The organism is Streptomyces griseoloalbus, from assembly GCA_014650015.1.
In the GTDB taxonomy this organism is placed as follows: domain Bacteria; phylum Actinomycetota; class Actinomycetes; order Streptomycetales; family Streptomycetaceae; genus Streptomyces; species Streptomyces griseoloalbus.
Map to the genome: position 1 here is coordinate 1 of BMUD01000029.1, position 24432 is coordinate 24432.

Annotated in this window: 24 protein-coding genes; 7 read left to right on the top strand and 17 right to left on the bottom strand. The window is 70.4% G+C overall.

Translation table 11 applies throughout. The annotated features are described in order from the left end of the window. Positions 1-96 precede the first annotated feature (96 nt). From IE178_RS31010 to IE178_RS31025, 4 genes are read right to left on the bottom strand one after another with little or no spacing between them, the layout of a single operon-like run. Complete coding sequence (locus IE178_RS31010; RefSeq protein ID WP_184766537.1) at positions 97-759, bottom strand: response regulator; 663 nt, start codon at positions 757-759, stop codon at positions 97-99. Beyond that, positions 756-2024 (bottom strand): sensor histidine kinase, encoded by a 1269-nt coding sequence (locus IE178_RS31015; protein ID WP_318280349.1) that lies wholly within the window; start codon positions 2022-2024, stop codon positions 756-758. The genes IE178_RS31010 and IE178_RS31015 overlap by 4 nt, the downstream gene beginning before the upstream one ends. Positions 2025-2070: 46 nt before the next feature. Continuing rightward, a complete protein-coding gene (locus IE178_RS31020; RefSeq protein WP_193514551.1) occupies positions 2071-2850 on the bottom strand; it encodes an ABC-2 transporter permease in 780 nt (259 codons plus the stop codon). Beyond that, positions 2847-3767 carry an ABC transporter ATP-binding protein gene (locus tag IE178_RS31025; protein WP_193514552.1) on the bottom strand — a complete coding sequence of 307 codons (921 nt, stop codon included), beginning with the start codon at positions 3765-3767 and terminating at the stop codon, positions 2847-2849. The genes IE178_RS31020 and IE178_RS31025 overlap by 4 nt, the downstream gene beginning before the upstream one ends. A gap of 94 nt (positions 3768-3861) precedes the next feature. Here IE178_RS31025 and IE178_RS31030 point away from each other — a divergent pair, with 94 nt between their 5' ends. Further along, positions 3862-4461 carry a GNAT family N-acetyltransferase gene (locus IE178_RS31030; protein WP_318280333.1) on the top strand — a complete coding sequence of 200 codons (600 nt, stop codon included), beginning with the start codon at positions 3862-3864 and terminating at the stop codon, positions 4459-4461. An 88-nt stretch (positions 4462-4549) separates the two neighbouring features. Here the strand turns inward: IE178_RS31030 and IE178_RS31035 are convergent, their stop codons facing one another. The 6 genes from IE178_RS31035 to IE178_RS31060 form a co-directional block, all read right to left on the bottom strand. Continuing rightward, positions 4550-6061, bottom strand: a complete 1512-nt coding sequence (locus IE178_RS31035; RefSeq protein WP_193514553.1) for a TraM recognition domain-containing protein — start codon at positions 6059-6061, stop codon at positions 4550-4552. An 11-nt stretch (positions 6062-6072) separates the two neighbouring features. Further along, positions 6073-7482, bottom strand: coding sequence for an ATP-binding protein (locus IE178_RS31040; protein ID WP_184766542.1), 1410 nt, complete (start codon positions 7480-7482; stop codon positions 6073-6075). A gap of 13 nt (positions 7483-7495) precedes the next feature. Next, complete coding sequence (locus IE178_RS31045; protein WP_193514554.1) at positions 7496-9055, bottom strand: SCO6880 family protein; 1560 nt, start codon at positions 9053-9055, stop codon at positions 7496-7498. Beyond that, positions 9052-10377 carry a hypothetical protein gene (locus tag IE178_RS31050; RefSeq protein WP_193514555.1) on the bottom strand — a complete coding sequence of 442 codons (1326 nt, stop codon included), beginning with the start codon at positions 10375-10377 and terminating at the stop codon, positions 9052-9054. Before IE178_RS31050 ends, IE178_RS31045 begins: the two co-directional genes overlap by 4 nt. Beyond that, positions 10367-11173 (bottom strand): DUF8175 domain-containg protein, encoded by an 807-nt coding sequence (locus tag IE178_RS31055; RefSeq protein ID WP_193514556.1) that lies wholly within the window; start codon positions 11171-11173, stop codon positions 10367-10369. Before IE178_RS31055 ends, IE178_RS31050 begins: the two co-directional genes overlap by 11 nt. A gap of 199 nt (positions 11174-11372) precedes the next feature. Continuing rightward, positions 11373-11681 carry a DUF8827 family protein gene (locus tag IE178_RS31060; protein ID WP_184766546.1) on the bottom strand — a complete coding sequence of 103 codons (309 nt, stop codon included), beginning with the start codon at positions 11679-11681 and terminating at the stop codon, positions 11373-11375. A gap of 326 nt (positions 11682-12007) precedes the next feature. Here IE178_RS31060 and IE178_RS31065 point away from each other — a divergent pair, with 326 nt between their 5' ends. Both IE178_RS31065 and IE178_RS31070 read left to right on the top strand, forming a co-directional pair. Continuing rightward, positions 12008-13018: a C40 family peptidase gene (locus IE178_RS31065; protein WP_318280334.1), complete on the top strand. Its 1011-nt coding sequence runs from the start codon at positions 12008-12010 to the stop codon at positions 13016-13018. Between the two features lie 206 nt (positions 13019-13224). Beyond that, positions 13225-13935, top strand: a complete 711-nt coding sequence (locus IE178_RS31070; RefSeq protein ID WP_193514557.1) for a phosphatase PAP2 family protein — start codon at positions 13225-13227, stop codon at positions 13933-13935. A 10-nt stretch (positions 13936-13945) separates the two neighbouring features. On the opposite strand, the gene IE178_RS31075 is transcribed toward IE178_RS31070, so the two are convergent. Next, the gene (locus tag IE178_RS31075) at positions 13946-15637 is read right to left on the bottom strand and encodes an FAD-binding oxidoreductase (protein ID WP_193514558.1); all 1692 of its coding nucleotides are present in this window, start codon (positions 15635-15637) and stop codon (positions 13946-13948) included. Positions 15638-15952: 315 nt separating this feature from the next. On the opposite strand from IE178_RS31075, the gene IE178_RS31080 reads away from it, so the two are divergent. Together IE178_RS31080 and IE178_RS31085 are read left to right on the top strand one after the other, a co-directional pair. Next, positions 15953-16798, top strand: a complete 846-nt coding sequence (locus IE178_RS31080; protein WP_193514559.1) for an SCO4651 family lipoprotein — start codon at positions 15953-15955, stop codon at positions 16796-16798. A gap of 82 nt (positions 16799-16880) precedes the next feature. Further along, positions 16881-17060: a hypothetical protein gene (locus IE178_RS31085; protein ID WP_184766550.1), complete on the top strand. Its 180-nt coding sequence runs from the start codon at positions 16881-16883 to the stop codon at positions 17058-17060. A 30-nt stretch (positions 17061-17090) separates the two neighbouring features. On the opposite strand, the gene IE178_RS31090 is transcribed toward IE178_RS31085, so the two are convergent. Next, positions 17091-17483 carry a metal-sensitive transcriptional regulator gene (locus tag IE178_RS31090; protein WP_184766551.1) on the bottom strand — a complete coding sequence of 131 codons (393 nt, stop codon included), beginning with the start codon at positions 17481-17483 and terminating at the stop codon, positions 17091-17093. Positions 17484-17722: 239 nt separating this feature from the next. Between IE178_RS31090 and IE178_RS31095 the strand changes: the two genes are divergently transcribed. Continuing rightward, positions 17723-18343 carry a DUF47 domain-containing protein gene (locus tag IE178_RS31095; RefSeq protein ID WP_184766552.1) on the top strand — a complete coding sequence of 207 codons (621 nt, stop codon included), beginning with the start codon at positions 17723-17725 and terminating at the stop codon, positions 18341-18343. A gap of 7 nt (positions 18344-18350) precedes the next feature. Next, on the top strand, positions 18351-19349 hold the full coding sequence (gene pitH / locus IE178_RS31100) for a low-affinity phosphate transporter PitH (protein WP_184766553.1): 999 nt from the start codon (positions 18351-18353) through the stop codon (positions 19347-19349). Positions 19350-19595: 246 nt separating this feature from the next. Here pitH and pstB read toward each other — a convergent pair whose 3' ends face one another. From pstB to IE178_RS31125, 5 genes are all read right to left on the bottom strand, one after another. After that, entirely contained in the window at positions 19596-20372 is a 777-nt protein-coding gene (gene pstB, locus IE178_RS31105; RefSeq protein WP_145868496.1) for a phosphate ABC transporter ATP-binding protein PstB, read from the bottom strand. A gap of 52 nt (positions 20373-20424) precedes the next feature. Then, the gene (gene pstA / locus IE178_RS31110) at positions 20425-21486 is read right to left on the bottom strand and encodes a phosphate ABC transporter permease PstA (RefSeq protein WP_184766554.1); all 1062 of its coding nucleotides are present in this window, start codon (positions 21484-21486) and stop codon (positions 20425-20427) included. Continuing rightward, positions 21483-22487, bottom strand: a complete 1005-nt coding sequence (gene pstC / locus IE178_RS31115; protein ID WP_193514560.1) for a phosphate ABC transporter permease subunit PstC — start codon at positions 22485-22487, stop codon at positions 21483-21485. The genes pstA and pstC overlap by 4 nt, the downstream gene beginning before the upstream one ends. Before the next feature lie 133 nt (positions 22488-22620). Continuing rightward, positions 22621-23751, bottom strand: a complete 1131-nt coding sequence (pstS, locus tag IE178_RS31120) for a phosphate ABC transporter substrate-binding protein PstS (RefSeq protein WP_184766556.1) — start codon at positions 23749-23751, stop codon at positions 22621-22623. 235 nt (positions 23752-23986) lie between these two features. Beyond that, positions 23987-24424, bottom strand: coding sequence for an NUDIX hydrolase (locus IE178_RS31125; protein WP_193514561.1), 438 nt, complete (start codon positions 24422-24424; stop codon positions 23987-23989). Between the last annotated feature and the right edge of the window lie 8 nt (positions 24425-24432).

Sequence of the window (24432 nt, forward strand, 5' to 3'; positions counted from 1 at the left end):
TGGTACTGCAGGGGGGACCCTGTGGGAGAGTAGGACGCCGCCGAACAATTCTTATAGAAAGCCCCCGTGCCATTCGGCACGGGGGCTTTCTGCGTTTCAGGACGGCTCGACGAGTCGTGTGTCGTAGGCCAGGATGACCGCCTGAATGCGATCCCGGGAGCCTGTCTTCGCCAGGATGCGGCCCACATGGGTCTTCACCGTCGATTCCGCGAGATGGAGGCGAGTGGCGATCTCCGTGTTGGTCCAGCCCCTGCCGATGACCGTGAGGATCTCGCGTTCCCGATCCGTCAGGGTGGTCAGGCGCGGGTCCGGGGAGTCGGTGACGGTGGCGGCCGGCAGGTGGTGGGCGTAGGCGTCGAGCAGGCGGCGGGTCAGGCTGGGGGCTACGACCGCGTCCCCGGTGGCCACCGAACGGATGCCGGAGAGGAGTTCCTCCGGCTGGGCGTCCTTGATGAGGAAGCCGGAGGCGCCCGCGCGCAGGCCGGCGTGGGCGTACTCGTCGAGGTCGAAGGTCGTGAGGATGAGGACACGGGTGCGGCCGCCGGTGGCCACGATGCGACGGGTGGCCTCGATGCCGTCCAGACCGGGCATGCGGATGTCCATCAGAACCACGTCGGGATGCTGTTCCGCTGTCATGCGGATCGCTTCGCTGCCGTTCGACGCCTCGCCCAGGACCGTGATGTCGTCCTGGCTCTCCAGGAGCATGCGGAAGCCGAAGCGCTGGAGGGGCTGGTCGTCGGCGATGAGGACGGTGGTCACTGCGGGGTTTCCTCCGGAAGGTGCAGGTGGACGCGCCAGCCCTGCTCGGGATGGGGGCGTGGGCCGGCCTCGAGTGTGCCCCCGTACAGGGCGGTTCGTTCGCGCATGCCGGGGAGGCCCCGGCCGTCGGACGCCGTGGGGGTCCGGGTGCCGGCGCTGCCCGTGTCGGTGATCGTGACACGGACGGCCCCCCTGTCACCGTAGGAGAGGGCGATCTCGCAGGTGGCGTTCGGGCCGGCGTGTTTGAGGGTGTTGGTGAGGGCTTCCTGGATGACGCGGTAGACGGTGAGCTGGCGGCCCGGGGGGAGGGTGGCCCGGCCCTCGACGGTGCTGTGGACGGGCAGACCCGCGGAGCGGACCCCGTTGATGAGCTGGTCCAGGTCGGTCAGGGTGGGCTGGGGGGTTCGCTCGGCGGGGGGCGACGTCTCGTCGTCGCGGAGGACGTCCAGGAGGCGGCGCAGTTCGCCGAGGGCCTGGCGGCTGGTGGTGCCGATGGCGTCCAGGGCCTGCGCGGCGCGCTCCGGGGACCTGGCGGCCGCGTACCTGCCCCCGTCGGCCAGGCCGGTGATCACGGACAGGTTGTGGCCGATGATGTCGTGCATCTCGCGGGCGATACGGGCGCGCTCGGCGGCGGCGGCGATACGGGCCTGCTGGTCGCGTTCGATCTCCAGACGGCGGGCGCGGTCCTCCAGGGCCTCGGTGTAACCCTGACGGGTGCGGACGGTGATGCCGATGAGGGCCGCCACGACGACGGACGACAGTTGTCCGCCGATCTGCTGGTTCCAGTCGCCCTCCCCGTAGCGGGCCGTGGAGATCACCACCGGGGTGAGGAACAGGGCCGTCGCCCACCACAGGTTGCGCAGGGGGAGGCGCAGGGCGATGTAGTAGATGACGACGAGTTGGAGCAGGGCCGCCTGCAACGCGGCGCCGGTCCAGGCGTTGACCACGGCGAACGAGGCCATGGTGAGCAGGACCGCGGCGGGGTGCGTGCGGCGCCACAGGAGGGGGACGGACAGGCCGAGGCTCAGGGTGAGCAGGAGCAGGCCGGGCGTGTCGGGGTTGTGCGTGATGGTGCGCCAGCCGCCGCCTGCGTAGTCGATGAGGGCGGCCGTCACCCAGAAACCGGTGAAGTGCGCGTCCCACAGCAGCGGGTGGCGCCGGTCGAAGGCGCGCACCCGCTGGTGCACGCGTTGCACGTACCGGGTGAGGGGTTCGGCCGGCCGTTCCCCCGTGGGTGCCGCCTGGTCGTTCGCCACGAGGTCCATGGTGGTGGGTCCGTCCGCCGGGGGGAACACGGTGGGTGGCATCGGGTCAGACGTCCCGGTGGCGCAGGGTCGCGGCAGCCGCGGTGAGGGAGGCCGTCGCCCACAGGGCGAGGGCGAGCAGGGCCGCGGCCGGTGAGGCGGCGCCGGAGTCGGACTGGGCGGCGGTGGCGGACTGCAGGGCCTGGGCGGGGAAGTACTGGATGGCGTCGTCGACGACGGCGTACGGGAGCATGCGCAGCACCTCCGGCAGGATCATCACGAGGCCGATGTAGACGCCCGTGGCGATGGGGACGGAGCGGGCGACGGCGCCGAGGCCGAGGGCCATGACGGCGAGGAGGGTGAGGGCCGCCGCGTTGCCGGCCAGGCCGCGCAGGACTCCCGGGTCGCCGAGGGCGGCCGACTGGTCGGTGTCGGACAGGAAGGCCTGGGCCAGGGGGAAGGTGAGCAGGTTGGTGCACAGGCACAGGGCGAAGGCGACGGCGGTCAGGACGGCGGCCTTGGACCACAGGACGGGCAGGCGGCGCGGGACGGCGGTCATGGTGGCGCGGATCTGGCCCGTGGAGTACTCGCCGGCGGTGGCGAGGATGCCCAGGACGGCCAGGTTGATCGTGGCGAACTGGGTGCCCAGGAGGACGAAGACGACCGTGTCGAGGCCGCCCTCGCCGGTGCCGTCGTAAGCCGCGCTGATGCCGACGCCCATGCCGAGGGTGAGGAGGCCGGTGGCGATGAGGTTGATCCAGGTGGAGCGGAGCGTCCACAGCTTGTGCCATTCGGAGCGCAGGACGCGGGCCGGGGTCACCCGGTACGGCTGGACGGCGGTGGTCATGCGGCTGCTCCTTCCAGGGTGGCGGTGTACTCGACCGCGTCGTGGGTGAGGTCCATGAAGGCCTCCTCCAAGGAGGCCGTGTTGGGGGTGAGTTCGAAGAGGGGGATGCCGTGGGCGGCGGCCGTGCGGCCGATGTGCTCGGCGTCGGTGCCGCGCACGGTGAGGCTGCCGGGGGCGTCGGTGGTGACCGTGACACCGGGGGCGGAGAGGTGGCGTACGAGGTCGGCGGCGTCCGGGGTGACGACCTTGACGGTGCCGGCGCCGCAGTGGCGTACGAAGTCGGTGACCGTGGTGTCGGCGAGGAGCCGGCCGCGGCCGATGATGACCAGGTGGTCGGCGGTGAGGGCCATCTCGCTCATCAGGTGGGAGGAGACCAGGACGGTACGGCCCTCGGCGGCCAGGGACTTGAGGAGGGTGCGGATCCACAGGACGCCCTCGGGGTCCAGGCCGTTGACCGGCTCGTCGAGGATGACGGTGGCGGGGTCGCCGAGCAGGGCGGCGGCGATGCCGAGCCGTTGGCCCATGCCGAGGGAGAAGCCCTTGACCCGGCGGTGGGCCACCTCGGTCAGCCCGGTGACGCCCAGGACGTGGTCGACGCGGGTGCGCGGGATGCCGTGGGTGTGGGCGAGGGCGCGCAGGTGGTGGTAGGCGGTGCGGCCGGGGTGGACCGAGCGGGCCTCCAGCAGGGCGCCGACCTCCGTGAGGGGCGCGGGGTGAGCGGCGTAGGAGCGGCCGCCGACGGTGGCGTGGCCGCGGGTGGGGGCGTCCAGGCCGAGGATCATCCGCATGGTGGTGGACTTGCCGGCGCCGTTCGGGCCGAGGAAGCCGGTGACGGTGCCGGGGCGGACGGTGAAGGACAGGTCGGTGACGACGGTCCGGTCGCCGTAGCGTTTGGTGAGTTCCTGTGCCGTAATCATGCTTCGATGCTCGTCCGCGCGGGGGCGGTGGGCGTCGGACCGTCGGCCGTATTGAGGGTGAGGGGTGTGGTACCCCGGTACTACGGTGGCGGCCATGAGTGCCATGCCCTTCGAGGACTGTGTGATCCGGCCGGTACGCGCGCGGGAGTGGAGCGCGGTGAAGGAGCTGCGGCTTGCGGCGTTGCGGGATCCGGTCGCCCATCTCGCCTTTCTGGACTCCTACGAGGAGGCCGTGGCCCGGTCGGACGCCTACTGGCGGGAGCGGACGGCGAACGGCGCGGAGGGTGCGAGCGGGGCGCAGCAGTTCGTCGCCGAGGCCGGGGACGGGAGCTGGGTGGGCACGGTCGCCGTGCTGATCGAGGAGGCCGGTACGACGGACTGGGCCGGGTTTCGCGTGGAGCGGCGGCAGGGGCATCTCGTCGGGGTGTACGTGGCTCCGGGGCATCGGGGGAGCGGGCTGACCAAGGCGCTGTTCGATGCCGCGCTGGAGTGGGCGTGGGGGCGCGGAGCGGAGCGCGTGCGGCTCATCGTGCACCCGGAGAACGCGCGGGCGTTGGGCTTCTATCGCAAGGCGGGGTTCGTGGAGAGCGGGGTGACCGTGCCGTTGGCGGGCAGGCCGGACGAGCGGGAGCTGGAGATGGTGGTCGAGCGTCCGCGGGCGGGCGGTTCAGGTGGCCCAGGCGGGCAGGGGTAGGCGGGGCCGGGCCGGGGGCAAAGGGCGGCAGGGGTCGGCAGCGCTGGGCGGGGTGGGCAGAGGGCGGCCCGGGTGGGCGGGCTGAGGGTCAGACCGGTAGTTCGTCGTGCGGCCAGCGGGCCCGGCCCTGTTCGCGGGACCGGAGGAGGGCCAGCGTGGGCATGCCCCGGTCGGCGCCGGTGGCGAGGAGCTCCGGGAGCTGGGGGAGCGGGGCCACGGCGGCCACGTCGTCCAGGACGAGCGTGAGTGGTGGGTCGAGCCGACCGGAGGATGACCGTTCGGCCATGCGCCGGCCGTGCTCGACCACGTGTGCGGCGAGGGCCGTCAGCAGGGGCATCGCGCCCGGGCTGGTGCGGGGGTCCTCGATGGATTCACCCACGACATAAAGCGTGCCCCCTTCGTGGATGAAGGAATCCAAGGCGAGGGCATCAGTTCGGTTGGGAGTGCAGGCTTCGCGCACATTGACCGTGGAGAGGGCGGACAGGGCGCGGGTGGTGAGCTGCTGGGCCATGTCCCGGCGTTCGGGATGCGCCGTGAGGGCCGCTTCGAGTTCGCCGGCGGCGCCGGGGGCGGCCTTGGGGTTGGTGCGGAGGATGCGGACGGCGTCGTGGACCTGGATGCCCTGGGCCCAGCGGTGGACGTGGCGGACGGTACGGCCGTCGATGGCGGCGGCGTGCACGTAGCTGCGGAGCAGCGTCTCGGCGGTGTCGCCGACCGCCTGGTCGAGGCGGGAGGTCGGGCGGACGGGGGCGAGCAGCGCTGCCGCGCGCGAGACGGCCGTGTCCTTGTCCTCGCAGCCGCTGGTGGGGGACCAGTGGAGGCGGGCGGGGGTGTCGCAGCGGTGGGTGGGGTCGTAGAGGTGGGTGGGGCCGAGTTTGGCGCGGGCGTCCTTGGTGTCGTGCCAGAGGGTGGGGTTGGAGGTGAGGACGAGGGTGGGGCCCTCCGCATCCCGCACGGCCTGGGCGGCGGTGGGGTGGCGGGTGTCCGGGGGGCCGTAGTGCACCACCGCGCCTTCGGCGCGGGGTGTTTCCCACCCGCCCGCGCGTTCGCCCTGGGGCGGGGAAGTGGTCGCCGCTTCGTGCGGTGCCGTCGCCTGCCGGTGCCCGGTCTCCTGTACCGGCTCCGGTGCCGTCCTCGGCATGGGCACCTCGCGCTGCACCGGTGCCGGGTCCGGCGTCGCAGCCGCCGTCGCCGCCCGCTCCAGGGCCGCTGCCCGCTCCGCGCGGCGCCGTGCTCGCCCCGCTCTCCAGCGGGCCACCGTGCCCATGACGAACACGGTCAGGACGACCAGGATCATCAGCTGGCCGATGAACAGGCCCCAGAAGAGGCCGTAGCCGGAGAGGCCGGACGCCGGTGTGTCCGGCCAGGCGGCGGGGATGTCGTGCGGCTGGGCGACGAGGTGGCGCATGGCCAGGGGGGTGCGGGCGAAGGTCACGCCGGACGGCCAGTGGCCGTGGGCGAAGACGCCCGCGAGGCCCGTGGCCGTCCACACCATCGTGGTCATGCCGAGGAGGAACGCGAGGATGCCGATCAGCAGTCCGTCGGGGATGCCGCCGCTCTGGCCGGCCCTGCCGTGCTCACGGGGATCGTCCGGTCTCACGTGTGCTCCCCTTACGCCACCGTCGATTCGGAGTCGCCGACGTGCTGCTCCACGAAGGCCGCCGCGCGTTCCTCCGCCTCCCGTTCGGCGGCGCGCAGGGCGTCGTCGTTCAGGTCGGCGGAGGACTCGGTCATCGCGCGGTCGGTGAAGACCAGCGGGCGTTCGGTCTCGGTCACCAGGTGTTTGACCACCTGGACGTTGCCGTTGACGTCCCAGACGGCGATGCCGGGTGTGAGGGTCGGGATGATCTCCACGGCCCAGCGGGGCAGGCCCAGGACCCGCCCGGTCGCCCTCGCCTCGTCCGCCTTCTGGGCGTAGATGGTCCGGGTCGACGCCATCTTCAGGATGGCCGCGGCCTCCTTCGCAGCCGCCCCGTCCACCACGTCGGACAGATGGTGGACGACCGCGACGAACGACAGGCCGAGCCGCCGGCCGAACTTCAGCAGGCGCTGGAACAGCTGGGCGACGAACGGGCTGTTGATGATGTGCCAGGCCTCCTCGACCAGGAAGATGCGCTTCTTCCGGTCGGGGCGGATCCAGGTGTGTTCCAGCCACACGCCGACGATCGCCATGAGGATCGGCATGGCGATGGAGTTGCGGTCGATGTGGGACAGGTCGAAGACGATGAGCGGCGCGTCGAGGTCGATGCCGACGGTCGTCGGCCCGTCGAACATGCCGCGCAGGTCACCGTCGACCAGACGGTCCAGCACGAGGGCGACGTCCAGGCCCCAGGCCCGTACGTCGTCTATGGCGACGTTCATCGCCTCCGCCGACTCCGGTTCGGGGTGGCGCAGTTGGTCGACGATGTCGGAGAGGACCGGCTGGCGTTCGACGATCGTCTCGTTGACGTAGGCGTGCGCGACCTTGAGGGCGAAGCCGGAGCGCTCGTCCAGGCCGTGCCCCAGCGCCACCTCGATGATGGTCCGCAGGAGCGCGAGCTGGCCCGTGGTGGTGATCGAGGGGTCGAGGGGGTTGAGGCGGATGCCGTGGTCCAGGGCGGCCATCGGGTCCAGCCGGATGGGAGTGATCCCCAGTTCCTGCGCGATGAGGTTCCACTCGCCGACCCCGTCCTCGCCCTGTGCGTCCAGGACGACGACCTGGCGGTCACGGAAGCGCAGCTGGCGCAGCACGTAGGTCTTCTCCAGCGCCGACTTGCCGTTGCCGGACTCCCCGAGGACCAGCCAGTGCGGGGCCGGGAGCTGCTGGCCGTAGAGCTGGAAGGGGTCGTAGATGTAGCCCTTCCCGGAGTACACCTCGCGGCCGATGATGACGCCGGAGTCGCCGAGGCCGGGCGCGGCGGTCGGCAGATAGACCGCCTGGGCCTGGCCGGTGGACGTGCGCACCGGCAGCCGGGTCGTCTCGACCTTCCCGAACAGGAAGGACGTGAAGGCGTCGGTGACGACGGACAGCGGATCCCGCATCAGAACTCAGCCCCTACCTTCGAATGCCGGTGGCGAACGGGAGTGTGTTCACGAAGGCGCGGTGGTGCTCGCGGTCGCACCACTCCAGCTTCAGGTACGACTTTCCGGCCGACGCCCGTATGGTCCGCTTGTCGCGGGCCAGGGCCTCGGGGGTGCGGGAGGAGACGGTGATGTAGCCGACGAGGTTGACGCCCGCCGCGCCGCTGGCGAGGTCCTCGCCGCGCTGGTCGAGGCGGCTGTGGGCGGCGAGGTCGCGCGGGTCGACGGTCCGGTTCATCTTGGCGGCGCGGGACGCCTCCGCCTCGTCGTTGGTCTTCTCGGTCAGCATGCGCTCGATGGCGACCTCGGTGGGTTCGAGGTCCATGGTGACGGCGACCGTGCGGATCACGTCCGGGGTGTGGACGAGCAGCGGCGCCAGGAAGTTGACGCCGACCGGGGTCATCGGCCATTCCTTCACCCAGGCCGTGGCGTGGCACCAGGGGGCGCGGGTGGCGGACTCGCGGGTCTTGGCCTGGAGGTAGGTGGGCTCCATGGCGTCCAGCTCGGCCGGCCAGGCGTTGCGCCGCGTCATCGCCTGGATGTGGTCGATCGGGTGGTCCGGGTCGTACATGGAGTGGACCAGCGAGGACAGTCTGCTCTGGCCGAGCGGCTGCCGTACGCGGATGTCGGCCTCCTGGAGCCGGGAGCAGATGTCGGTCAGCTCACGGGCCATGACGACGGCGAGCCCGGCGTCGCGGTCCACCTTGCCGCCGCCCTGGCTGCGCATCGCCCGGGCCATGGTGTTGGCCTCGGCGGCCAGCTCGCGCGTGTAGTGCATGCAGGCGACGAGATAGGCGCGGTGCTGCTCGCTGCTGGTCGACACCATGGACTGCAGTTGGTCGTACGACTGCTGGAGCCACGGCGGTGACTTCTCGTCCCCGCGGACGGTGACGTCCTTGGCGTGGGCGTCGGGGTCGGCGGGGAGGGTGCGGGCCAGCATCTGGATGCGGGTCACGAAGCCGTCGCCGTTGGCGACGTGCTTGAGGAGCGTGCCGAAGCGGTCGACGAGGGCTTCCTGGTCCTCGGAGTCGCGCAGGCCGACACCCGGGCCCTCGATCTCGATGGCGGCGGTGACGGTCTTGCGGTCCGCGTGCAGGAGTACGGCGATCTCGTCCGGCCCGAAGGGCGCGGCCAGCCAGGTGATCCGCCCGATTCCCGGCGGCGGGCCGATCTCCACCTCACGCCCGTCCAGCCGGGTGCCGGCCTCGACGACGCCGGAGCGGTAGGTGGCGCCCCTGCGCAGGGTGCGCTTGTAGCTGCGGTTGATCTCGAACCACTTGTAGAACGTGCGGTGCTTGTACGGCACGTACACCGCGGCCAGCGCCAGCATCGGCAGGCCCACCAGCAGCACGATCCGCACGGACAGGACGGGGACGAGGAGTCCGGCCATCATGCCGAGGAACGCGCCCACGACGATCAGCGCGATCTCACCGGTCTCGCGATTGCGGCCGACGATCGCGTTCGGCCGGGCGCGGCCGATCAGATACGTACGGCGGGGCGTGACCGGATGGGACACGTGGGACTCGGTCGTCAACGCCCTTCACCTCCCGTGCGGTTGGTACTGCTGTTGCGGGTGTTGCTGGCGTGGGGAGTGTTCACCGGGCTGCCCGAGCGGGGTGCGGGTGCGGCGGAGGGGACAGATCCGCCGCCGTTCGACGTGCGCGAGCTGTGCGCGGCGACTCCGCCGGAGGCGGGGTTGGAGGGGCGGGGGCCGGAGGACTGGCCGCCGCCCGAGCCGTTGTTGTCGGCGCGGGTGCTGTGGGTCTTGATGCCCTGCGCGACCAGGGTCGCCGGGGAACTGATGACGGCGGCGGCCTTGCCCTCGGCGCCCTGCATGAGGCGGTTGTTGCGGGAGCCGGCGAGTTCGTCGCCGAAGCCGGGGACGAAGCGGTAGATCATCGCCGAGGCGAAGATGGCGAGCAGGATGATCGCCAGTCCGGAGACGACGGCGGAGAAGGCGTCGGGGCCCTCGTCGGCGGAGAGCGCGCCGGCGAGGCCGAGCACGATGACGATGACGGGCTTGACCAGGATCACGGCGATCATGATGCCCGCCCAGCGGCGGACGTGGCCCCACAGGTTCTTGTCGACGAGGCCGGCGTAGACGACGGTGCCGAGGAGGGCGCCGACGTAGAGCAGGGCGGCGCGGATGACGAGCTCCAGCCAGAGGACGCCGGCGGCGAGGATGGAGACGAGGGAGACGACGATCAGCATGATCGGGCCGCCGCCGATGTCCTCGCCCTTCTCGAGGGCGGCGGAGAACGTGCCGAAGAACGTGTCCGTCTGGTCGCCGGTCGCCTTCGCTAGCACCTCGGTGACGCCGTCGGTCGCGGAGACGATGGTGTAGAGGATCAGGGGCGTGAACGCCGAGGCGAGCACGGTGAGCCAGAGGAAGCCGATGGCCTCGGAGAGGGCGGTGGTGAGGGGGACGCCTCGCACCGCGCGCTTGGCGACCGCGAGCAGCCAGAGCAGGAGGGTCAGGATCGTCGACGCGGCGAAGACGACGGCGTACTGCTGGAGGAACGTGTCGTTGGTGAAGTCGACGTTCGCGGTCTCCTCGACGGCGCCGCTGAGCTTCTTGACGGTCCAGGAGGCGGCTTCGGCGCAGCCCTTGGCCAGGGAGGCGAGGGGGTCGAGGGTGGTGGTGGGGTCGTCGAGAGTGCGGCTGGTGCCGCCGCTTTCGCCTTGTTCGCAGTAGTCCTTGGCGGGGCCGTGGATCAGATCACAGGGGTTGTTGCTGTCCGTGGGTGTGGGCGTCGGGGTGGGCGCGGCGACGCTCCGCGTGGCGAAGAGGACGGCTGTCGCCTGTACGGCCGCGACGGCGCCCGTCAGTGCGAGCAGGCGGCGGTTAGCGGGCATACGTGAACCCTCCGTACTCTTGGACGGCCTTCGCCATCTCGTCGGCGCTGGAGGCCCGTGCGTCACCGGGAACCGGCGCAGGGCCGTCCTTCTGGGAGTGAGTCACGATCTTCCAGTCGTCGTTGGTCCACTCGAGCTGAATGGTGATGGTGAACCAGCTGCTGGTGACCGGGTTCGTGGAGCTTTCGCCCGCGAGCCCCAGGAGGCCGCTGCACCAGACTTCGACCGTCGCGGTGTCTGCGGACGATTCGGTGACCTTGGTGCCGATCGGGCTCGTGCGCGAGACGAACGCGAAGCCCTTCGGCGTGGTGCCGTCTTCGTTCAGGCCCACGTTCTTGTTGAACTCCGACGTGTACGCCTTGTCCAGCGTCGCTTCGAAGTCCGCGACCCGCGCGGGAACGATGATCGACTGCAGGATGGCGTCACGCCGGTCCTTGTTGAACATCTCCGCGGACCCCAGCGCCACCGCGTAATTCGCCGCCGCGCTCTCCGCCCCCTGTCGGTCGTGGGCGAAGCCCGACGGGATGCCCGTCGACTTCGTGTCCACCGGCTTCTCTCCCGAAGGGGCCGTCGCCGCTGTCCTGGGGGAGTCACCGGCGGTCTCCGCCGTGGCGGAATCGTCTCCTCCACGGTTCGCGAAGGCGATCGCGGCGATGAGGAGGACCACCACGCCGACCACCGTGACCAGGCTGCGCGACGACGAACGGCCGCCTCTGCGCCCCCCGCCGTACGGGTCGCCGCCGTCTCCCTCCGGCAGACGGATGCGGGTCTGGCCCGTGTCGTCTCCGAGACTCATGCCCCGTACGCCCCCTCAACGTCGTGCGGAAACACCTCGTACTGCGTGTACTCCACGTACGACGGTAGCCGTGCTGGCTTCCGCGCGGGCGCGGTGTGGTGACTGGACATCAGGGAAACGCAACCTCAGCCGGTGGGCACGACGGGCGGGTGGGATGGAGGGGAGCCGGGCGTGCCCGGTCGGGGTCGATGGGCGGTACCTATACGGCCATGCCGTACACGATGGTGAACAGCGTGCCGAGCGAGCCGATGATGAAGACGCCCGTCAGCCCCGCGATGATGAGGCCCTTGCCCTGTTCGGCGCTGAACGTGTCCCTCAACGCGGTGGCGCCGATGCGCTGTTTGGCCGCCCCCCAGATGGCGATGCCGAGGCAGAGGAGGATGGCTACCGCCATGACCACCTCGATCATCACCTTGGCTTCGTTGCCCAGGTTGCCGAAGGGGCCCCAATCCGGAGCGATCCCGCCGATAATGGTGTTGATGTCTCCCTCGTCGGCCGCGAAGAGCATGTAAGTCACCGCCCTGTATGGGTAGTTCCGCACCCCCTGCGGTAGTGCAGAGGTCAGGCCTCATTGTCGCCGACGATGACGCTGTCGTATGTCCACTTGGCGTCATCCGTTGGCGGGTTTCGTACGAATAGCTTGCCACCGGCGCGCGCCGGTCTGCGGTAGGGGCGCGGTCCGACGGGTGAAGAGTCGTATCGTCACTCTGTGTATCACGCTGGGTTACGGCGGGCAACGAAGGGTGCGAACGCCTTGTACGCGATCTTCCCCGGGCGGCGGGTGTCGCCTCTACACTGGCGTTCGGCGGCGGACTGCCGGACGGTGAGGGGTGGTTGACGGTGCGTAAGGTGTGGGTGGCTGCGACCCTTGCCGTCGGGTCCGCTCTCGCCTTTGTGATGCTGCTCGTCGTCGGGGTCTACGTCGTCGGCGGGAACCTCGTCAACGGGGTCGGCGGCGGGGCGGCCAAGGCGCTCGCCAAGGGGAGCGTGCCGGCCGCGTACCAGTCGCTCGTGCAGAGGTGGGGCACCCTCTGCCCCGCCATCAACCCGGCTCTGCTCGCGGCCCAGCTCTACCAGGAGAGCGGGTTCAACCCGAAGGCCCGGAGTCACGCGGCGGCGCAGGGCATCGCTCAGTTCATCCCCGGTACCTGGGCCACGCACGGGATCGACGGGGACGGGGACGGGGACCGCGATGTGTGGGACCCCAACGACGCGATTCCCTCCGCGGCGCAGTACGACTGCACGCTCGCGTCCTATGTGAAGGACGTGCCCGGGAATCTGACCGAAAACATGCTCGCCTCGTACAACGCGGGGGCGTACGCGGTGATCAAGTACGGGGGAGTCCCGCCGTACGAGGAGACGCGGAACTACGTCAAGCGGATCACCACGCTGGAGGAGAGTTTCGCCGCGCCGGTCGGCCGGGTGGATCCCTCCCGGCAGGCCGCCGGTGCCATCGCCTACGCGCAGAAGAAGCTCGGCACGCTTTATCTGTGGGGCGGTAACGGCACGGCTGACCAGGGCGGACGCTTCGACTGCTCGGGGCTGACCAAGGCGGCGTACGAGAGCGTGGGCATCACGCTGCCGCGTGTGGCGAACGACCAGTACAACGCGGGGCCGCATCCGAAGCGCGATGAACTGCTCCCGGGCGATCTGGTGTTCTTCTCGGACGACCTGACCAATTCGCGCGCCATCCGGCATGTGGGCATTTATGTGGGCGGCGGGTACATGATCAACGCGCCCCGTTCCAATACCGTGATCCGATTCGACCCGATTGACACGCCTGACTACTTCGGTGCCACCCGAGTCACCGAAGATGGCGCGAAAGCGCTCCCCGCGACGGTGTGAGCGGAGCGTTAACCCACCCCCTGAGCTGCGGAGATGTGTCTCTCTTCGATAACGTCTGCGTGATCATTCGGTGGAGTGTGGAACGTATTAACGGGAGCCGTGCGTTCCTGTTGTCGTAGCCGAGCAGACGAGCGCTTCTACGACCACGGGGGTGGCAGGAGCGGCGCACCGTGCGCCGGGACAGATGACGAAGGGGCAGCAGCACTATGGCTGGACTCGCCGATTCCGGGTCGAACCCTGACGTCGACCTGCTCTACGACATCAATGGCCTCGCCAAGGACGCGCCTCCGTGGTTCGACCGGATCATGGAGTTCGTCGGCGAGTACGGGCTGTTGTTCGCCATGGTCCTGCTGGTGCTGTGGTGCTGGTGGACCGTGCGGCGGCGGGGCGGTGAGGACGCGGCGCCCTCCGTCGCGGCGCTGGTGTGGGCACCGCTCGCGGCCGGTGTCGCGGTGCTGGTGAACGTGCCGATCCGGGGGTTCGTGGAGCGGCCCCGGCCGTTCAACGACCACCAGGGCCTGGAAGTCCTCGTCCAGGGCAAGACCGACTACTCCTTCGTCAGCGACCACGCGACGATCACCATGGCGCTCGCCGTCGGACTGTTCGTCGCCAACCGGAAGTTCGGCCTCGTCGGCCTCGGGATCGCTCTGCTCGAAGGCTTCTGCCGCGTCTACATGGGCGTGCACTACCCGACGGACGTCGTGGGCGGGCTCGCGCTCGGTACGGCGGTCGCGCTGCTGCTGTCGCCGCTGGCCATGGCCCTGCTGACGCCGGTCATGCGGGCGATCGAGCGGTCGCCGCGGGCCGGGTGGCTGATCGCGGCCCGCGGCCGGCACCACACCGAAGACGGCCGCGTGGCCGCGGGTGCCCGGAGCGGGGCGCCGGGCGGCCCGGAGGAGCGGGACCTGGCGGCCTGACCGGCGGCCTCTACAGGGCTTGTGGGCAGGTGAAGACCCTGTCCGGGTCGTACCGCTTCTTCAGGCCGGTCAGTCGGGGTGCGGCGGCGCCGTAGTAGGCGCGGCGCCAGTCGGTGAGGGTCGGGTCCGGGTAGTTCTGGTACGCCGCGCCGGACGCGTGCGGGCGCATGGCCCGGTGGGCCGACGTCAGCCAGGACTCGGCGGCGGCACCGGACGCGTTCGCGCTCCAGGACGCGATGTACTGGGCCAGCACGCGGGAACGGCGGTGGACGAACGCGGTGGCGGTCGGCGCGACGCGGTTGACGGTTCCGCCGAGTGCCGTGAGCGCGATGCTGCCGGAGCCGCCGCGTACGGCCTGGATCCGCGTGAGCAGGGTCTGTACGCCGGTGGAGTCGAGCGGGCGGTCGAAGAAGTCCGAGCGGGCGGAGTAGGTCTCGCGGTCCAGGGCGCCCTCGGGGGAGCGGCCCGGTGTCGTTCCGGGAAGGTGGCACTGGGCGTCGTCGGCGAAGGACGAGCAGCCGGCGTACAGCTCCATGGACTCCTCGTACGAGCGGCGGCGGAGCGAGACCCCGCTCGCGGAGGCGCCGACGCGGTCGGCCAGGCGGTCGACGGCGTCCTGGAGTTCGCCGTAGGTGCCGAGGGAGAAGACGGCCACGGAGACGGTGGGGGTGCTGCCGGTGTTCTCCAGATGGAGTGACGACCAGATCTCGTCGGGCTGGTCCGGGCCCCAGTCCTGCCAGGCGCTGATGACGGCGGCGGCTTTCGGCCAGGGCCAGGTCAGGTAGCCGGTGACGCTCCGGGGGGCCGGGTGGGTGGTGAAGCGGAGCTCCGTGACGATGCCGAAGTGGGCGTTCCCGGCGCCGCGCAGGGCCCAGAAGAGCTCCTTGTTCTCGGTGGCGTTGACGGTGAGCTCCTTGCCGTCGGCGGTGATCAGGGTGGCCTGGGTGAGGCTGTCGCAGGTCAGGCCGTAGGCGCGGGTGGTCATGCCGTGGCCGCCGCCGAGGGCGAGGCCGGAGATGCCGACGGTGGGGCAGGAGCCGCCGGGGACGGTGACGCCCTTCGCGGCGAGGGCGCGGTAGACGTCGATGAGCTTGGCGCCGGCGCCGATGACGGCGGTGCCCGCGGAGGCGTGCACCGCGCTGAGTTCCGACACGTCGATGATCAGGCGGTCGGTGCCGGAGGACCAGCCGGCGTAGGAGTGGCTGCCGTTGCGGATCGCGACGGGGACGGCGTGGGCGCGGGCGTGGGCGAGGGCGGTGCGGATGTCGTCGGCGTGGTCGACGTAGGCGACGGCGGCGGATTTCAGGCCGTCGAAGCGGGTGTTGTACAGACGGCGGGCCGTCGGCCAGTCGGCGTCGCCGGGGCGGACGAGGGGGCCGTCGAGGTCGCGGGCGAGGGCGGTCCAGTCGGCGGGGGCGGCCGTCGTCGCGCGGGTGGGGGTGCGGGAGGTGGCGGGGCTACGGCGGGGCGCGCCGGAGTCGCCGGTGCAGGCGGTGGCCGTGGCGGCGGTGAGGGCCGCCGCCGCCGCGCCTGCGAGGAAGGTACGTCGCGTTCCATGGGAGGCCTCCCGGGTCCGTGGAGACGAGACGGGCGTGGGGCCGCGAGGGTTCCACGGACTTCGGGGGTCCCGGACTCGGTGCGGCGGGGCGGCGGCCCTCCACCTCCGCCGCCCTGTACTGCCCCTGGACCCGGCCGACCGCACCGTTCGCCGCTGGACCGGCCGGCCCCCGGGACCACCACCGTGCCGAGTCACTCGGCGGTGTGGTTCTCGGCGTCCGTGCGGGCCTGGCTTCTGGCTCTTCTGGCGGGGCCCCGCCAGCCGCAGGAGCAGCGGGCTACGCAGAAGGGGCCCTGCTCGGTGGTGGTTGCGGTGTGTTGGCGGGGGTCTGCCTCTTCGTCCTGGTGCGCCACGTCGACCACCGTAGCGCTCCGGCGTGTCGGCGTGACGGGGTCACTTACCCGTCGTTAACCGGAACGACAGGCGGCCCGTGTCGGACGGAGCGGGGGTAGGCAGGCGATGGTTCGACGGCAGCAGCGGCACGGGCGGATCGGCGGCGTGGTGGTCGCGGTCGGGGTCACGGTCTGTCTGGGCTTCGCGGCGGTGGGCTGCGCGGGCGGCGATGCCGCGACCGGGGGCGCTCCCGCGGGGGATCCGGTGCGGGTGCTGCACCGGGCTGCCGACGCGCTGGTGACGGCCGGGAGTTCCAAGGCGCGTACGTCCCTGCAGATGGCCACCGGCGGGACCCGGGTCACCATCCGGGGCGAGGGGGTGTACGACTACCGGAAGCGGCTCGGCCGGCTGAAGGTGTTGTTGCCGAGGGATCCGGCGGGGGCCGCCGTACGGCGGCCCATCACCGAACTGCTCGCCCCCGGAGCGCTGTTCATGAAGAACCGGGGTGCCGGGGTGCCCGCCGACAAGTGGGTGCGGGTGGACACCGGGACGTTGTCCGACGGCAACCTCGTCACCGGCGGGGCCACGGATCCGTTCGTCGCGGCCGAAGTGCTGCGCGGGACCCGCTCGGCGGCGTTCGTGGGGCGGACCGAGGTCGCGGGGACGAAGGTGCGCCACTACCGGGGCACCGCCGACCTGGAGAAGGCCGCGCGGGAGGCCTCGGACGCGAACCGGGGTCCGTTGGGCGCGGCGGCGAGCGAGTTCGCCACGGCCCGGGTGCCGTTCGACGCCTATCTCGATGACCAGGGCCGGATCCGCAAGGTCCGGCACCGGTTCAGCTTCGTCAACGGGCGGCAGGACGCGCCCGTCGCGGTCGCCTCGACGACGCTGCTGTACGACTTCGGGGTCCCGGCCGACGTACGGCTTCCCACGGGCGAGGACATCTACGCGGGCCGGATCGCCGCGGAGTGACCGGCCTGAACTAGCCCTTCCGTGCCATGCGCGGTGCGCGGGGCGCTCCCTACTCTAGGAAGTCGGTGACGACGGAGATGAGGTGAGGCGCGTGGCTTCGCTCAGGGGCGGGACGGTTCAGGACCACGTGGCGCTCGCCGAGATCGAACTGTGCGGAGAGCTGATCATCGCCGCCTCCGCCGCCGAGGACCGGCTCAGCCTGGAGAGCATCGACGAGGTGCTGAGGGTGGCCGAGGCGCGGGCGGAGTCGGCCGGGAACTGAGGGCGCCGCCCGCCGGTTCGGCGTCACCGGTCAGGTCCGCAGCATGCGGGCGATGGCCTGCGTCGCCTCCTTGACCTTCGCGTCGATCTCGTCGCCGCCCTTGACGGCCGCGTCCGCGACGCAGTGGCGCAGGTGCTCCTCGAGCAGTTGCAGCGCGAACGACTGCAGGCCCTTGGTGGAGGCGGACACCTGGGTGAGTATGTCGATGCAGTACACGTCCTCGTCGACCATGCGCTGCAGGCCGCGGATCTGGCCCTCGATGCGGCGCAGGCGTTTGAGGTGCTCCTGCTTCTGCTTGTGGTAGCCGTGGATCCCGCGGTCGTGATCGGTCACGATCTCCGTCGCCTCGGCCGCGTCCGTCGCATTCGTCGCATCCGTCACGTTCGGGGAGGGCGCGTTCGCGCCGGTCTCGGTGGTCGTCATCGCGTCCTCCTGGTGTGCTGACAGCCGACATATACCCCTGGTGGGTATATGGTAGCGAACTTTGCTGGGTATAGGCCTCTTGGCCAATGCCGTGCGCTGCGGCCGGAAACGGACCTCGGACCGCCCCTGTGCTCATCACTCTGCCTGATGGGCGACACTGGAGGGCGGCCCGTTCCACGTGGCCGGATGATGCGCCTAGCATCAGCCTGACCGAAACCGATGCTCACCGAGGACCCCACGTGCGCTTTCGTCTGACCCCCAGGGAGACGAGCTTCTACGACATGTTCGCCGCGTCCGCGGACAACATCGTCACGGGCTCGAAACTCCTGATGGAACTGCTCGGGGCGGACCCCTCCGCCAGGGCCGAGATCGCAGAGCGTATGCGGGCCGCGGAACACGCAGGTGACGACGCCACGCATGCGATCTTCCACCAGCTGAACTCCTCGTTCATCACGCCCTTCGACCGCGAGGACATCTACTCCCTCGCGTCGTGCCTCGACGACATCATGGACTTCATGGAGGAGGCCGTCGACCTGGTCGTCCTCTACAACGTCGAGGAACTGCCCAAGGGCGTCGAGCAGCAGATCGAGGTGCTGGCGCGGGCCGCGGAGCTGACCGCGGAGGCCATGCCGCACCTGCGCACCATGGAGAACCTCACCGAGTACTGGATCGAGGTCAACCGTCTGGAGAACCAGGCCGACCAGATCCACCGCAAGCTGCTGGCCCACCTCTTCAACGGCAAGTACGACGCGATCGAGGTGCTGAAGCTCAAGCAGATCGTGGACGTACTGGAGGAGGCGGCCGACGCCTTCGAGCACGTGGCGAACACGGTGGAGACCATCGCCGTCAAGGAGTCCTGAGCCCTTCATGGACACCTTGGCTCTGGTCGTGACCATCGGGGTCGCGCTCTTCTTCACCTATACCAACGGCTTCCACGACTCGGCGAACGCGATCGCGACGTCCGTGTCGACGCGCGCCCTCACCCCGCGGGCGGCGCTCGCGATGGCGGCCGTGATGAATCTGGCCGGTGCGTTCATGGGGTCCGGGGTCGCCAAGACGGTCAGCGAGGGGCTGATCGAGACACCCGAGGGCTCCAAGGGGATGGGGATCCTCTTCGCGGCGCTGGTGGGGGCGATCGTCTGGAATCTGGTCACCTGGTACTTCGGGTTGCCGTCCTCCTCGTCCCACGCGCTGTTCGGAGGCATGGTGGGCGCCGCGCTGGCCGGCGGGACGACGGTGTACTGGCACGGGGTGGTCGACAAGGTCGTCATCCCCATGTTCGTGTCGCCGGTGGTCGGCCTGCTCGCCGGGTACCTCGTGATGACGGCGATCCTGTGGATGTTCCGGCGCGCCAATCCGCACAAGGCCAAGCGGGGATTCCGCATCGCGCAGACGGTGTCGGCGGCGGGGATGGCGCTCGGGCACGGTCTGCAGGACGCGCAGAAGACGATGGGCATCGTGGTGATGGCGCTGGTCATCGCCGATGTCGAGGAATACGGCGATCCGATTCCGGTGTGGGTGAAGATCGCCTGTGCGGTGATGCTGTCCGCGGGCACGTACGCGGGTGGCTGGCGGATCATGCGGACGCTGGGGCGGAAGATCATCGAGTTGGATCCGCCGCAGGGGTTCGCCGCGGAGACGACGGGGGCGTCGATCATGTTCGGGTCGGCGTTCCTGTTCCACGCGCCGATCTCGACCACGCATGTGATCACTTCGGCGATCATGGGTGTGGGGGCCACGAAGCGGGTCAACGCCGTGCGGTGGGGGGTCGCCAAGAACATCGTTCTCGGCTGGTTCATCACCATGCCGGCGGCCGCGGTGGTGGCCGCGTGTTCGTTCTGGCTGGTGAATCTGGCGTTCCTGTAGCGGTTGCTCGGCGTGGGGGCTGGGCGGGGGTGTCGCGCAGCCCGGCGTTCGCGGGGTGCCTCCCCCACTTCCGGCTCCGCTCGAGGGGAGGTACCCCCACCGCCCACCCGTGCCGCCCCAGCGGCACGAAGGCCCGCAGTCGCGCGGCGCGGCAGGCATGTGAAAGGGCCCGCCCCCGGGAGCCGGGGGCGGGCCCTTTCCGTGCCTCGCGGTGGCACCGCCATGCAGCACCGCGAGGGGATCGGATCAGCCGAAGCGGCCGGAGATGTAGTCCTCCGTGGCCTGGACCGACGGGTTGGAGAAGATGCGCTCCGTGTCGTCGATCTCGATCAGCTTGCCGGGCTGGCCGACGGCCGCCAGGTTGAAGAACGCGGTGCGGTCGGAGACCCGGGCCGCCTGCTGCATGTTGTGCGTCACGATGACGATCGTGAAGCGCTCCTTCAGCTCGCCGATCAGGTCCTCGATGGCGAGGGTGGAGATCGGGTCCAGGGCGGAGCAGGGCTCGTCCATGAGGAGGACGTTCGGCTCGACCGCGATCGCGCGGGCGATGCACAGACGCTGCTGCTGACCGCCGGAGAGGCCGGAGCCCGGCTTGTTCAGGCGGTCCTTCACCTCGTTCCAGAGGTTGGCGCCCTTGAGGGACTTCTCGACGACGTCGTCCAGCTCGGACTTCTTGTACTTGCCGTTCAGACGCAGGCCCGCAGCCACGTTGTCGTAGACCGACATCGTGGGGAAGGGGTTCGGGCGCTGGAAGACCATGCCGACCTCACGCCGCACGGCCACCGGGTCGATGCCCGCGCCGTACAGGTTCTCGTCGTCGAGCATGACCTTGCCGTCGACCCGGCCGCCCGGCGTCACCTCGTGCATGCGGTTGAGGGTGCGCAGGAAGGTGGACTTGCCGCAGCCGGACGGGCCGATGAAGGCCGTCACGGAACGGGGTTCGACGGTCATCGAGATGTCCTCGATGGCCAGGAAGGAGCCGTAGTAGGCGTTGAGGCCGCTCACATCGATGCGCTTGGCCATGGGTATCACTGCTTCTTTCGAGTCCGAGTCGCCGGCTGTTGCCTTGGCCGCGTCAGCGACCGGTCTTGGGGGCCTTCCAGCGGGCGATGCCGCGGGCCACCAGATTGAGGATCATGATGAACGCGATGAGCGTCAGGGCCGCCGCCCAGGCACGGTCGTAGGCCGCGCCGGAGCCGCCGCTGTTGGCGTACTGCAGGTAGATGTACATCGGCAGCGACGCCTGCGGGTCGGAGAACGGGTTGGAGTTGATGAAGTTCGTGACCCAGACCAGCAGCAGCACGGGGGCCGTCTCACCGGTGATGCGGGCGATGGCCAGCATGACGCCGGTGGTGATACCGCCGAGGGAGGTGGGCAGGACCACCTTCAGGATCGTGCGCCACTTCGGTACGCCCAGGGCGAGGGACGCCTCGCGCAGCTCGTTCGGGACGAGTTTGAGCATCTCCTCAGTGGAGCGGACGACCACCGGGATCATCAGGATGGACAGGGCCATCGAGCCGGCGAAGCCGGAGTAGCCCATGCCCAGGATCAGGATCCACAGGCTGAGGATGAACAGACCGGCGACGATCGACGGGATGCCCGTCATGACGTCGACGAAGAAGGTGACGGCCTTGGCGAGCCTGCCGCGCCCGTACTCGACGAGGTAGATCGCGGTCAGCACGCCGATCGGCACGGAGATCAGGGTGGCGAGGCCGACCTGCTCCAGCGTGCCGAGGATCGCGTGGTAGATACCGCCGCCGGGCTCGGTGTCGGCGACCACGCCCATCGAGTGGGTCAGGAAGTAGCCGTCGAGGACCTTGATGCCGCGCTTGACGGTCTCCCAGATCAGGGAGGCCAGCGGGATGACGGCCAGCAGGAAGGCGACCCAGACCAGACTGGTCGCGGTGCGGTCCTTGGCCTGGCGCCGGCCCTCGACCTTGGCCGAGATGCCGTAGGAGCCGACGACGAAGAGGATCGCGGCGATCAGCGCCCACTGGATGCTGCTGCCCAGCCCCGCCGCGGCGCTGATGCCGAGGCCCAGGACGACGGAGCCCGCGGCGACCGCCCAGGCGAACCACTTGGGCAGGGTCGCGCCGCGCAGGGAGCTGCGCTGGGGGGAAAGGGTTGCGTTGCTCATGCGTTGGCCCCCGAGTACTCCTTGCGGCGGGCGATGATCAGGCGGGCCGCGCCGTTGACCAGCAGCGTGATGACGAACAGGACGAGACCGGAGGCGATCAGCGCGTCCCGGCCCATCTCGGTGGCCTCGTTGAACTTGCTGGCGATGTTCTGGGCGAAGGTGCCGCCGCCCGGGTCGAGCAGGCTGGCGCTGATGTCGAAGGACGGGGAGAGCACCATCGCGACGGCCATCGTCTCGCCGAGCGCGCGGCCGAGGCCCAGCATCGAGGCGGAGATGACACCGGAGCGGCCGAAGGGCAGCACCGACATCCGGATGACCTCCCAGCGGGTGGCGCCGAGGGCCAGGGCGGCCTCCTCGTGCATCCGCGGGACCTGCCGGAAGACCTCGCGGCTGACGTTGGTGATGATCGGGAGGATCATCAGCGCGAGCAGGATGCCGACGGTGAACAGCGAGCGCGGGGCGCCGCCGTTCCACTCGAGGATGCCGGTCCAGCCGAAGTAGTCGTCGAGCCAGCCGTAGAGGCCGTCCATGTGCGGCACCAGGACGAGCGCGCCCCACAGGCCGTAGACGATGGACGGGACGGCGGCGAGCAGGTCGATCACGTACGCGATGAGGCCGCCGAGCCGGCGGGGCGCGTAGTGCGTGATGAACAGGGCGATGCCCACCGAGATCGGGACCGCGATGACCATGGCGATGATCGACGACACGACGGTGCCGAACGCCAGGACCGCGATGCCGAACTCCGGCGGGATGCCGCTGGGGTTCCACTCGAAGGTGGTGAAGAAGTTGGCCTCGTCCTCGCTGATGGCTATGGAGGCGCGGTAGGCCAGGAAGGCCGCGATGGCGGCCATGAGCACCAGGACGAAGATGCCGGACCCGCGGGAGAGAGCGAGGAAGATCCGGTCACCGGGGCGGGTGGCACCGCGCGCGGCGCGCTTGTCGGCGGGCGCGGCTGGTCCGGGGGTGGGGGGAGCGGCGGGTTTCTGCGTAGTGATGTCCATCGGGTTCTCCGGTCTGCGGAACCGCCGGGACGGGCGGCTCGGTCGGAGCCGTCCGGGGTGCGGGGGCTCCTGATGGCGGTGCACCGGACGGTGCGGACCGGCTCCCTGGTCGGGGCCGGTCCGCACACTCGGGTCAGGCGAGGCTCGAGATGGTCTCGCGGACCTTGGTGATGATCTCCTCGGGCATCGGGGCGTAGCCCGCGTCGGCCAGCTGCGCCTGGCCGTCCTCGGAAGCCATGTAGTTCAGGAAGGACTTCGTGGCGGGCAGGGTCTCCGCCTTGTTGCCCTTGTCGCACACGATCTCGTACGTGACCAGGACGATCGGGTAGGCGCCCGCGGCGGACGGCGTGTAGTCCAGCTCCAGCGCGAGGTCCTTGCCGGTGCCGACGACCTTGGCGGCGCCGATGGCGGCGGTGGCGTTCTCGATGGTCGCCTTGACCGGCTCGGCGGCCTCGGTCTTGATGTCGACGGTCTTGAGGCCGTCACTGGCGTAGGAGAGCTCGAAGTACGAGATCGCACCCGAGGTCTGCTTCACCTGCTGGGCCACACCGGAGGAGCCCTGCGCGGACTGGCCGCCCTTGGCCTCCCACGCCTTGCCGGGCTCGTAGGACCAGTCCTTGGGGGCGGCTTCCTTCAGGTACGTGGTGAAGTTGTCCGTGGTGCCGGACTCGTCCGAGCGGTGGAAGGCCTGGATCTTCAGGTCGGGGAGCTTGGCGTCGGGGTTGAGCTTGGCGATCGCCTCGTCGTTCCAGTTCGTGATCTTGCTGTCGAAGATCTTGGCGAGGGTGGCCGCGTCCAGGACGAGCGTGTCGACGCCCGGGACGTTGTAGCCGACGGCGATCGGACCGCCGACCATCGGCAGGTCGACGCCCTGGCCGTCCTTGCAGATCTTCTTGGACTGCTCGATCTCCTCGGCCTCCAGCGCGGAGTCCGAGCCGGCGAACGCGGTCTGGCCCTGGAGGAACGCGGTGATGCCGGCGCCCGAACCGGTCGGGTTGTAGTTGACCTGAACGTCCTTGCACGCCGCGGAGTACTGCTTCACCCAGGCGTCGATGGCGTTCTTCTGGGCCGAGGAGCCGGAGGCCTGGAGCTGGCCCTTGGCGTCGCCGCAGTCGATGTTGCCGGCCGGCGCGGCGGCGGAGGAGTCGCCACCGTTGCCGTTGCCGCCGGTGTCATCGGAGCCGCACGCCGTGAGGGCCAGGGCGCCGGAGACGGCGAGAGCACCGAGAGCGAGGGCCCGCCGGTTCTTGCGCTGAAGCTTCACTTGAGTTCCTTCCAGTGGCCGCCGTCCTGAATTCGGCGGCGTGCGAAGTGTGGGTGATGCGGTGGCCCCCCAGCTTCGGGCGTTCCGCATCGCGTAAGGCCGAAAGTAGGCAGAACAGGTGAAGCCGCCGATGGGCGTAAATGAACGCGGGGTGAACCCCTGTGGTCGGTGCGGTGAGGTCACGGAAGGCTCACGTCAAGGACACGGGGGGATACCGGCGGGAACAGGACACTCCCTACGCCGGACGCAGCGTGGCCAGCAGGGCGTCCACCAGATCGGCGTCCCGGGGCTCGGTGAGGCGGGCGCGGGCCGCCTCGGGCGGGAGCCAGAGGACGCGGTCGACCTCGTCGTTCGGGGTGAAGGTGCCGGAGACCGCTTCGGCCGCCCAGTAGCGGACCCGCTTGGGGCGGCCGTGGGCCAGGTAGTGCGCCGAGGGCAGCTCGGCCGCCGGGACCGCGGTGTGACCCGTCTCCTCGGCGACCTCGCGCAGGGCGCCGGCCAGCGGGTCCTCACCGCGTTTGAGCTTGCCCTTGGGCCAGGACCAGTCGTCGTACTTCGGCCGGTGGACGAGGCAGAGCTCGAGCTCCCCGGTGACCGGGGAGCGGCGCCACAGGACGCAGCCGGCGGCCTGGACGGTGAGGGTGCGGTTCGCGGCGGAGCCAGGGGAACTCACCGTGCGCC